The following is a 9,537-nucleotide window of genomic DNA, read 5'->3' on the forward strand; positions in this document are numbered from 1 at the left end:
AATTAGAGGTTTGTGCCGAAATGTCGATGTTGCCGTTTACTCAAAAACAACTCGGGTTGATCGGCGAGTTCGTAGACGAACTCGATAAGCGGGCTTCGTTGGCGCCGTTGTTCGAGCTGCTAGTCGGCGGCAAGTAGGCCAGCTCAGCGCTTGGAACACCCGAATGGTTTCTGCTCAGCTGTGCCCACCCGGCCCATCTCAATGCCATCATGAAAGGGGGTGGATGGATCGACAGATGAGACTGCATGCCGGAAGATCGACGATCCAAAGACGATCCGTGTCGACCAAGGCTCCGAATTCGTCTCCCGCGACCTCAACCTATGGGCCCACTCGAAAGGCGTGACGCTCGACTTCAGCAGGCCGGGAAATCCGACAACGCCTACATCGAGGCCTTCAACGGCCGCTTCAGGGTGGGGTGCCTGAACGCCCACTGGTTCCTGACCTTGCCGACGCCGCCGAAAAGTTGGAGGATTGGCGCAGATACTACAACGAGGTGCGCCCGCATGGGGCGATTGGGCATAAGGATGGCGCCGCCAGCCCCCCATCGTGAGAAAGCCGGGAAACTCTACCTTCCCGCGATCAAGAGAATGGTATCGAAGCAAATTGAGCCAGATATCCCGGCGCGGGGATCGACATTTGCGGGGGGCTTCTCTACGAAGCCGCGGCGGTCATCCTGACACGCTGTTCGACCGAAAGCAGCCTACGCACATGGGGCCTCAAGCTCCGGGAGAGGATCGGCTCCAAACGAGCCGCCGTGGCCGTGGCACGCAAATTGGCGGTGATCACGCACACGATGCTCAAGACTGGCGAGCTCTTCAATCCGAGTGCAGGAGCCACAGCGTAAATCCAGAGAGCGTTCAGAATCTGAGCGCCGAGGCGTCCCTGCCGGGACGTGAGCCGAGCATTCCGCTGATGAGGTTGCACCGCTGTCTCAGCAAAGTGCGTCGTCCACATTGACGGCTCGTCCCGCGAAGCTCCATCATGCGGCGGCCGATGTCGACCGCGAAGACCACCATGCACCCGGCAGCGCCGTATCAACGCGATAGATGCTTGACGCCCAAGCCGCGATTAGACAACCTCATCAAAGTGGATGTTGAATCACCAGCGAACGCTGTCGTCACATCACAATCGACACATCAACCGCAGGACGTGCTCTAGACCTCCACATCGATGCCTTCCAATGCGAGCCAGCGGCTCAATCGCGCCAGTAGCCGCATCTGCTCGCGGGCGGAAAGCGGCGTATAGCCTCATCGGGCGAGTTCGCCGGCAAGCGAGCCCTGAACGCGAACGCGAAACGGACCGATTGACATGAAAAGCATCCCCTTCTTTGGAAACAGGAAGAGGAATTTGCACGATCCGTCAGGCCGCCGGTGATTATGCCGACCTCATCGCAGCGATCACCGCCTCCGAAGCCTACACCCACCCCCAAGGTCGGCAAAATCCGGACATCGGCATAATCCACGTAGCAGCGCCGCCAGACTGCCTCGGGCAGGACTTCGCGGATCGCTGCCCTGAGCCCGGATGGTCGTCGGAGACGACGAACTCGACGCCGGCGAGCCCGCGCTGCTTGAGCCTGCCACGAACGCGCGCCAGCTCGAATGGCTCTCCCGGTTGGCCAGTTCCACGCCAACACCTGGCGCTACATCGCGGGGCGGCAACACATCGCAACAAACGTGTTACATAATTTCACTGACTCTTTGCGGCCGCAAATCGCTGACTATGTTATTTCACCACAAGTCCGAGGTCAGGCACAGAAAACATCTGATGCTTCTTACGCTTATACCACGGTACGGCAGGCAACGGAGATCAACGCCGATGGCAAGAAGAGCGCTCATTCTGGTTGAAGGCCATAGGGGTAACGGTATGGCATATCTTCAAGCGGCTCGGCGCCTTGGTCTTCATCCGATTACGCTGTCGGCTGATCCAGATCGGTACGACTATCTCGCGACGGAAGGTGCTGAGGCAATCCGTATCGATACAGATAATCTCGATGCGCTGGTCCACGAATGTTCGCGGCTGGGTGAGGCCAATCAGATTGCTGGCATTACGGGCTTTTCGGGCGACGACGAGTTGGCCTATGCTATGGTTGGCAAGCTGTGTGAGCACTTCGATCTCCCAGGCCCTAACCCCGCATCGATTGACCGATGCAGCGATAAATTCACTCAACGTCAACTCCTCGCGGAGGCTGGCGTTCCAATGCCCGCCTATCGCGTGGCGGCGAATGTGCCGGACCTAGAAAGCGCTGCCGCGGAAATCGGCCTACCGGTCATTCTAAAACCTGCCACGGGGAGCGGCAGTATAGGTGTCCGATTGTGCCGCAGCGCTGATGAGTTAGCCGAACACTCGACCTACTTATTGGGCGGGAAGCACATATGGCGGTCTTCACCGAGGATACTTGTCGAAGAATTCGCAAAAGGCCAGTTTTATTACGCTGACATAATGGGAAATGAGGTTTTCGAGATTGCCGCCGCTGAGTTTGGTCCCCCACCGCATTTCGTCTTTCGTGAGTTTACTTATCCGGCCCCGATAACTGACGACGAGTATGAGCGCATCTCCGGTATTTCGTTGAGCTGTTTGCAAGCTCTTGGTCTGGGCTGGGGCCCGACGAATATTGAATTCCGCTGGACAAAGCGTGGGCCAGTCGTCATTGAAGTCAATCCTCGGCTTGGCGGCGCGCCCGCATCTCAACTTGCTCAGCTAGCTTACGGTGTAGATCTCATCACCGAGCACATTAAACTTGTTACGGGCGACGCATCGAATTTGCACAGAAGGCGTATGCACACTGCGGCCGCGCGTTATCTCCTTCCTGATCGCGATGGTAACCTTGATTGGATCGATGGAGGGGGTCGGGCGGCTGCAGTATCAGGTGTCACCGAGGTCAAATTTTATGTTAGGGCAACGACGCCTATCGTCAGGAAGGGCGATTACCGAGACCGCATCGGGCATGTCGTTGCAGCTTCACCCAGCCTTGCTCAGACCGAGGCGATACTTGAGCGTGCCACCGACTTAATTAGTTGGTCGATCTCACCATTTCCATAACCGGCCGATTGTCACTGCGGAGATTTGGCTTGACGCCGGCGATGAGTTTTTCGTCGTCGACAGCGCTGTCGAGGAATTCGTGATCGGGCCGACCGGTACGGGCAAAGATCATGATGGAATGAGGCCGGTCGACTCCCGCAATTATTTGGAGCGCGGATTATGCGGAGTCTGCAGCGATCAGGCAACGTCGTCTTTTCATTTCAATAGGTTAGAACGCTCAACCCACTTTCTTGCTCGATTTAATTGTTGTCTCCTCTCGACGTTCATTTGACCTCGTGAGGAGACAAACGTGTCAAAGTCGAAGGAATTTCTGCTCGAATGCACGCAATTGATGGACCAGGGCGGCTTGCGACCGTTTGCGGAAGCATTCACAAGCCGATTGTTGAGCCTGGGGTAAGTTCGCCTGACGATGTCAGACTACGAAGCCCCGGCTCGTCACTTCGGAACTGGCTGCAAAGGACGAAGACCCCTGTCGCGAAAGATCAACGTGGATACGGTTCGCCGTTTTGCGCGGCATCGATGCCACTGTCCCGGCCTCCGACGAGCCGATCGCTTGTCGGCCAAATACGTGAGCCGGGCGCGGCGGTTCGTGAGCTTTCTGGCGGAATGTGGGGTCGTGGCGCCATTGACGCAGGATGGCCCGCGCGCCCACGACGACCAAGTCCTTGCATTCCAGACTTGGTTGAGACGGCACCGGGGCATTTCTGAGCGCACCGTCCTTCGCCACGGCCGAATGGTCATGCGGCTGCTTCCGTGTTGGGCCCTGATCCAAAGCCCTACGATGCCGGTCTTTATTCGGCAAGTAATGCTGGGGGAAGCGCACCGCAGTTCGCGGGCAAACCTCAAGACGATGACGATGGCGCTGCGCCGTATCTCAAATACCTGGCCGCCCGGGGCCTATGTCGGCCGGGGCTCGATCAGGCCATACCTACGGTTCCGCAATGGCGACTGTCGGCATTGCCGCGCTACATCGCCACCGCGGAGGTCGATCGGTCGTTGTGCGACATCACGACGCCCCTGGGGATCCGCCACCGCGCGGTGCAGTTGCTACTTGCCCGCCTTGGGCTGCGCGCCGGCGACATTCGGGCATGCGCCTCGACGACGTTGAGTGGCGCGAGGGAACCTTGCGTGTCCGCGGCAAAGGCCGCCGCGAGGTCCAGCTTCCGCTGCTCCAGGATACTGGTGAGGCGACTATCGACTATCTGCGAGACGCCCGTCCGCCTGCCGCCTGTGAGCAGATTTTCCTGCGGACCGTTTGCACCATTTCGGCCGTCGGCAAGCGCAAGTGTCTCTCGTCAGCCTTGCGCTTGCGAGCGCGGGCATCGACAAGGCGCGTCCCCGGGGCGCCAATCTGCTCCGGCGCTCGGCACCCACCAGCATGCTGCGGGCCGGTGCACACTGGACGTAATCGGAACTGTCCTGCGCCATTGGTCGGTCGACACGACCGCCTATTACGCGAAGGTTGACGTCGACATGTTGCTTCTGGTTGCTCAGCCCTGGCCGGGGGGCGGCATGCTGAGCCGGGACCTCGCACATCATGTGGAGCTGCAATATTAGCTCGGCTTCAAGTTCCGCGTGCAGTACACGCTGTTGAAGAGCTTCGTTGCCTTCGCCACTGCGATCGGCACATTCAAACGGCCTGCGTGCTCGAATGGGCGACGCTGGCGCGCACGCCACAGCAGCGCCGCAACCGGCTGTTGACGGTACGCCGCTTTGCTCTGGCACTCTCGGCCGAGGAATCGCGCCATGAGGTCCCGGCCGCCGCCGCCCTGGGCTGCCGCCTGTTCAAATGGCGGATTCCACACCTCTACACGGCGGACGAGATCGCCGCGCTGATGCAGGCGGCCGCCGCCCTCAAGCCATCGGGTTAGATCAGACCGCTAATATATGAGCCTGTTCGGCTTGCTCGCCGCCAATGGCGTGCGCATCTCCGAAGCCTTGACGCTTCAGCTCGATGACGTGACCACCGATGGCTTGGTCATCCGACAGACCAAATTCCAGAAGAGCCTATTGCTGCCGCTCCACCGGACGACATGGTCGCCCCTGGACCAGTATTTTGGCGGCCCGTCGCCGCGTCGGGACCTTGAACAGCGCGCTGTTCGTTTCTCCCGCAGGCACACCGCCGTTCTACCTACCATACGGTGGTCGCTATCTTCCTTCGCCTGGCGCGATCGATCGGCCTGCGCGGAGAGCTCGGCCAAGCGGGACCCCGCATTCCTGATCTGCGGCATACCTTCGCCGTGCGCTCCCTGAGCAATGCCGGCACGATCGCGATGCCGTCGATCTCCGTCATCACCAGCCGCCTCCCACCAGTGCCTCATATTCGGCCAGCGGTCGCAACATAGCAGAAGGCGCAACGATCTCAGCCGGCGTCGATCGTATACCGGCCCAGCAGCGCCGTTACGGGAATACGGCGTTGATCACTCTGGAAAGCCCTTAAGGCCGTCGATAATCAGGATGTCGGCAACACCTCGGTTTTTCAACTTGTTCATACGCGCAGCCAGAATTTGGCGCCTTCCAGCTGCTCGATCCAGATACCCAATATCCGTATTCGGGTGTTCCAAGCGCTGAGCTGGCCTACTTGCCGCCGACTAGCAGCTCGAACAACGGCGCCAACGAAGCCCGCTTATCGAGTTCGTCTACGAACTCGCCGATCAACCCGAGTTGTTTTTGAGTAAACGGCAACATCGACATTTCGGCACAAACCTCTAATTTCCGCATGCCATCAGCGAGCAAGGCTGGGTTTTTCGGATGCCCGAACGGCTCGTCAATGCGAATGGAATATTGTGCTCCAGACTTTAGATTCACTGTAACTGTTGTCGGCGAATTCCCATCGCGCCCGTGTGTGCGATCGATTTCAGGATCAATCTCGACCTTCGTGGCAGCCATAATCTTCCGTACAGCCAGATCCATAAGCGTTTCCTTGCGGAAGTCGTCAATCCCAACGCTGCCACGCTGCGCCGCCACTGAGACGGCATAAGGAAGACTAAAACGCGCTACGACAGGGTCCTTTGGATTCCACTTTTGGTCGTGCGGCTGGGCGACCACGCTCCGAGCGCGCTGGTTCAACCCGAGTTCAATTGAGACAATATCCTCACCCGTGAAGTTGTGTTTCTCTCGCAATTTCAGCAACCCATCGATGCCGTGATGGGTAGCCCTGCAGGAGGGCCACGGCTTAAAGCTAATGGAGGCGTTCAAATAGTCGGAACCGAGGCCATCCAAAAGCATCTCTAAGTCGTAGTCTGGTTCGAAGGCCTTGTAGAAGCCATATTTGCCAAAGAACGGCTCCCGTGGGCCATTGAAGCCGACCATAGCTGAAAGGGCAGCCTCCAGGCCTGAGCGAGCGCGCAAGCCCTGCTGCAGCGCCACAGTGTGGGCGCCTTCCTCATACATTTGGAATTCGCCGGCAGCGTGGGCGTATGCGATACCGAACGCATTTCTCGTTTTCTGTTCGTCAAGCCTCAGCAACTTGGTACTGACCGCAGTTGCGCCCCAGACCGCGACCATATTGTCGCGGCCCGTATCTATGGCGTTGGTCGTGATACTGCGCGCCAGACGAATATGCAGATCGATCGCGGTCGCGACTGCGGACAGCAATTCGCTCCCGGTGATGGAAGGGTCGCGTTCGGCGAGCGCGAGCGCTGGTGGAACATCATATGCGCTTGCGTGGCAGCCGTTGATACAGATCTCGTAAGTGTCGTCAAAGTCGAGGGCCCTAGCCGTCGTCGCATTGACCAGAGCCGCCAAGCTGGCGGGGAGCTTTTCTCCGGAAATCCAAACCGTGCATTCTGGTTTGCCGCCCGACAACGCACCCAAATTGCGAGAGAAGCGGGCGATAGGATCATTCGATCCGCCGATCGCGCACGCGATCGTGTCAAGGATTGACAGCTTCGCACGTTCCATCGCTTTCTCAGGGATCGTCTCCAGGCTGGAACTGAGAACGTGCTTAACGAGTTGTGTTGTAACATCCATTGCCAAACCAAACCTCCAAGTGAAGTGGACCGAGAGCTCACGATGCGCTTTGCGTAATTTATCTCTGCTTCAATGCAGGAAAGCGGCATTTTTTTCCTGTTTCGCGCGCAACCTGACTACTGGGAAGTGGAAGATTGCCGATCCGCCGGTGGTCTCCCACCAGTTCCGACCCCCTGGGGGCCGCGACCCGCCGCACCACTGCCACGCCGGGCGTTACAGTTCGTTCGCTGTACTAAGTATGCGTGACTTGGAGCGGCGTTCACAAATATAATATTCCGCGCGCTGTCATCGCGTTTTCAGATGGCTCCGCCCGGACGACATGCGTCGGTTCGTCTCTGAGGCGAGAAAGGGCGCGGCGCTGGCGGCATGAGGTCAAGATCGGTCTCAACTAATCGCATGGCAGCCAGACCCCTCAGAGTTTTGCTTCCCCTGTAAGACTTCCGCTATCGGCGCCTTTTGGGACGACGAGATGCCTTTGCTGATGCCGGGCCTGCAGGATAAAACGTAAGGTGTGGTAAAGCGCGTCCCTACGTATTCGCCCGCCGAGACGCGTCATAGTGGTTTTAGCCTAACGACTCCGAACTCGTTCTCAATCTCGATTTGGGTTCCAAACGGCATCGAGAGCTTCTGCAGTCGCTCCAGAATGGCTCTTGCTTGGGGAGTTGGGGCGAGCCTAGGCACCCCTCGATTGGCAAACCGCTGCGAGCGACGAAGCTCTATGGGATAAAGCCTCAATTCAGCAAGCTGGTTATGCTCAAAACGGCTGATGGCGACAACGCTCTCGTAAAAGATGGCGCCGGATTGGGGACCCAGTCGCCCTTCTGCAGTCGGGAATCCGTTTGCCAAGTGGTCGATCGTCACCTCGGCATCCGTATTGATCCGGGGGTCCTTGCCGAATAGGTCGAACATGTCGGCCCCAGCTGGGGTCCGGAGGTCCTGGCAAAAGAAATTCCCTAAACTATAAAAAATCGGGCGCCCTTTGTAGATCTCAATGCCCCGTAGTATATGCGGTCCGTGTACGATGTATGCGTCTGCCCCCGCGTCAATAAGCCTTCGAGCGAACGACTGTTCGTACTCAAGCGGCTCTTGGCACCATTCCCCGGGCTCGTGCCCGTGGTTCGTCGCGATGCAGAAGTCGGACATTTGCTTGCCTTGACGTACGTTTCGCAGAATGTCAACGATGTCGCGCGGCTGAGGTTCAAAGTTGTAGCCAACCTTGTCCCCCGCCCTGTATATCACCTCCTCAAGCACAACGCGGTCTGAGGTTTCTGTCGCAGAACGGTAACCCGGCAACGCGTGCTTTATCCGGCGCAAGCTTTCGAGCATTTCCCGAGGGACTTCGATGCTTTTCGTTAAGCGAAGACTGTTGAGTCCAGGCCTGCCGGGAGCCTCCCCGGCGGGATCGCACGCTCGAGCCATAGGCATGAAGGTTGTAGCAAACGAGACCATTGCCACGCGACCGCGAGGGGTCTCCAAGAACCGCGGGGCACCGGCTTGTGCAAGCGTCTCACCTGCACCTGCATGAACGATTCCATTCTGTTCAAGTGCGCGGCTCGTTTCACGCATGCCTTCAACGCCCCAGTCGAGCGTGTGGTTGTTCGCACGACTAAGCATATTGAAGCCCATCGCCTTTAAGTCAGCTCCAAGCTCAGGTGAGCTGATGCAATACGCACCACCATACTCGGCCTGGGGACATCCTTTGGACTGGAAATCCAAGATGTTGGTTTCCAAGTTGCCAAATGTAACGTCGGCTCCCTGAAAGGTCTTAAGAACGTCAGAAAGGCCTGGATAGTAACCTTTCGTTACTGGCCGCGCGTAGAGTAGGTCACCAACTGCGGCCATTGTGAAGCCGTCTTCAACGTTTGTAGAAGTGGAACCAATCGTATCGAAACCGTCGTCCTCCTGAGTCGGACGAATGACACTGTTCTGCGAATTCATAATGGCCTCCATATTTCCAAGAGTGTGAACTGGACTTCCCTGCCCTGACGCTCGATGCTCAGGAGCAAATCACGAGGCGGAGCAAGCCGCGCCGGCTTTCCGCAGGGATTGCATTGTCATCGAAATCGTAGGTCGGATTGTGCAGCCCCGCGGTAGGTCCGTTGCCAAGGAATAGGAACGCGCTAGGTCGCGCCTGCAACATGTAAGAGAAGTCCTCCGAGACCATCACCGGCTTGACCTGTTCATTGACCGCCTCTCGCCCCACAAGGGCCCGCGCGGCTGCGGCTGCCAATTCGGTCGCCGCTGTATGGTTGAACGTCAACGGCTCGAGACGCCGGTGTCGATATTCCACTTTAGCCCCGAAAGCTGCCGCGATATTTTCAGCGCAGACCTTGATTTGTTTTTCCGCAAAATCACGCAATGCTGGCGATAGGCTCCTAACGGTTCCGCCCAGCGTCACGGAGTCAGGTATGATGTGGTAGGATTCACTTCCGGTGAATTTCGGCACTGACACAACGAGCGCTTCCGTCGGATCGAGGTTTCGGGAAACCAAGGTCTGGAGCGCCGTGATTATCTGTGCTCCGACTA

Annotated in this window: 6 protein-coding genes and 3 pseudogenes; 5 read left to right on the top strand and 4 right to left on the bottom strand. The window is 58.1% G+C overall.

The window, feature by feature from the left end:
• Nucleotides 1–264 precede the first annotated feature (264 nt).
• From C1D09_RS30370 to C1D09_RS33970, 5 genes and pseudogenes are all read left to right on the top strand, one after another.
• Nucleotides 265–550 (top strand): annotated as a pseudogene (locus tag C1D09_RS30370) (integrase core domain-containing protein); the annotation flags it as partial.
• A 62-nt stretch (nucleotides 551–612) separates the two neighbouring features.
• Nucleotides 613–844, top strand: a pseudogene (locus C1D09_RS30375) (IS110 family transposase); the annotation flags it as partial.
• Between the two features lie 971 nt (nucleotides 845–1,815).
• Nucleotides 1,816–3,039: an ATP-grasp domain-containing protein gene (locus tag C1D09_RS30390; protein WP_143977648.1), complete on the top strand. Its 1,224-nt coding sequence runs from the start codon at nucleotides 1,816–1,818 to the stop codon at nucleotides 3,037–3,039.
• 1,643 nt (nucleotides 3,040–4,682) lie between these two features.
• On the top strand, nucleotides 4,683–4,910 hold the full coding sequence (locus tag C1D09_RS33965) for a hypothetical protein (RefSeq protein ID WP_246135933.1): 228 nt from the start codon (nucleotides 4,683–4,685) through the stop codon (nucleotides 4,908–4,910).
• Nucleotides 4,911–4,926: 16 nt separating this feature from the next.
• A complete protein-coding gene (locus C1D09_RS33970) occupies nucleotides 4,927–5,292 on the top strand; it encodes a site-specific integrase (protein ID WP_246135934.1) in 366 nt (121 codons plus the stop codon).
• 150 nt (nucleotides 5,293–5,442) lie between these two features.
• On the opposite strand, the pseudogene C1D09_RS30405 reads toward C1D09_RS33970, so the two are convergent.
• The 4 genes and pseudogenes from C1D09_RS30405 to C1D09_RS30420 all read right to left on the bottom strand — a co-directional run.
• Nucleotides 5,443–5,584 (bottom strand): annotated as a pseudogene (locus tag C1D09_RS30405) (transposase); the annotation flags it as partial.
• Nucleotides 5,585–5,616: 32 nt separating this feature from the next.
• Nucleotides 5,617–7,011, bottom strand: coding sequence for an MmgE/PrpD family protein (locus C1D09_RS30410; RefSeq protein ID WP_143977651.1), 1,395 nt, complete (start codon nucleotides 7,009–7,011; stop codon nucleotides 5,617–5,619).
• Nucleotides 7,012–7,563: 552 nt separating this feature from the next.
• The gene (locus C1D09_RS30415) at nucleotides 7,564–8,949 is read right to left on the bottom strand and encodes a CapA family protein (protein ID WP_246135935.1); all 1,386 of its coding nucleotides are present in this window, start codon (nucleotides 8,947–8,949) and stop codon (nucleotides 7,564–7,566) included.
• 58 nt (nucleotides 8,950–9,007) lie between these two features.
• On the bottom strand, nucleotides 9,008–9,537 hold a 530-nt coding region (locus tag C1D09_RS30420), incomplete at its 5' end, for a M20/M25/M40 family metallo-hydrolase (protein ID WP_143977650.1).

Source organism: Mesorhizobium intechi, from assembly GCF_002879535.1.
Classification (GTDB): domain Bacteria; phylum Pseudomonadota; class Alphaproteobacteria; order Rhizobiales; family Rhizobiaceae; genus Mesorhizobium; species Mesorhizobium intechi.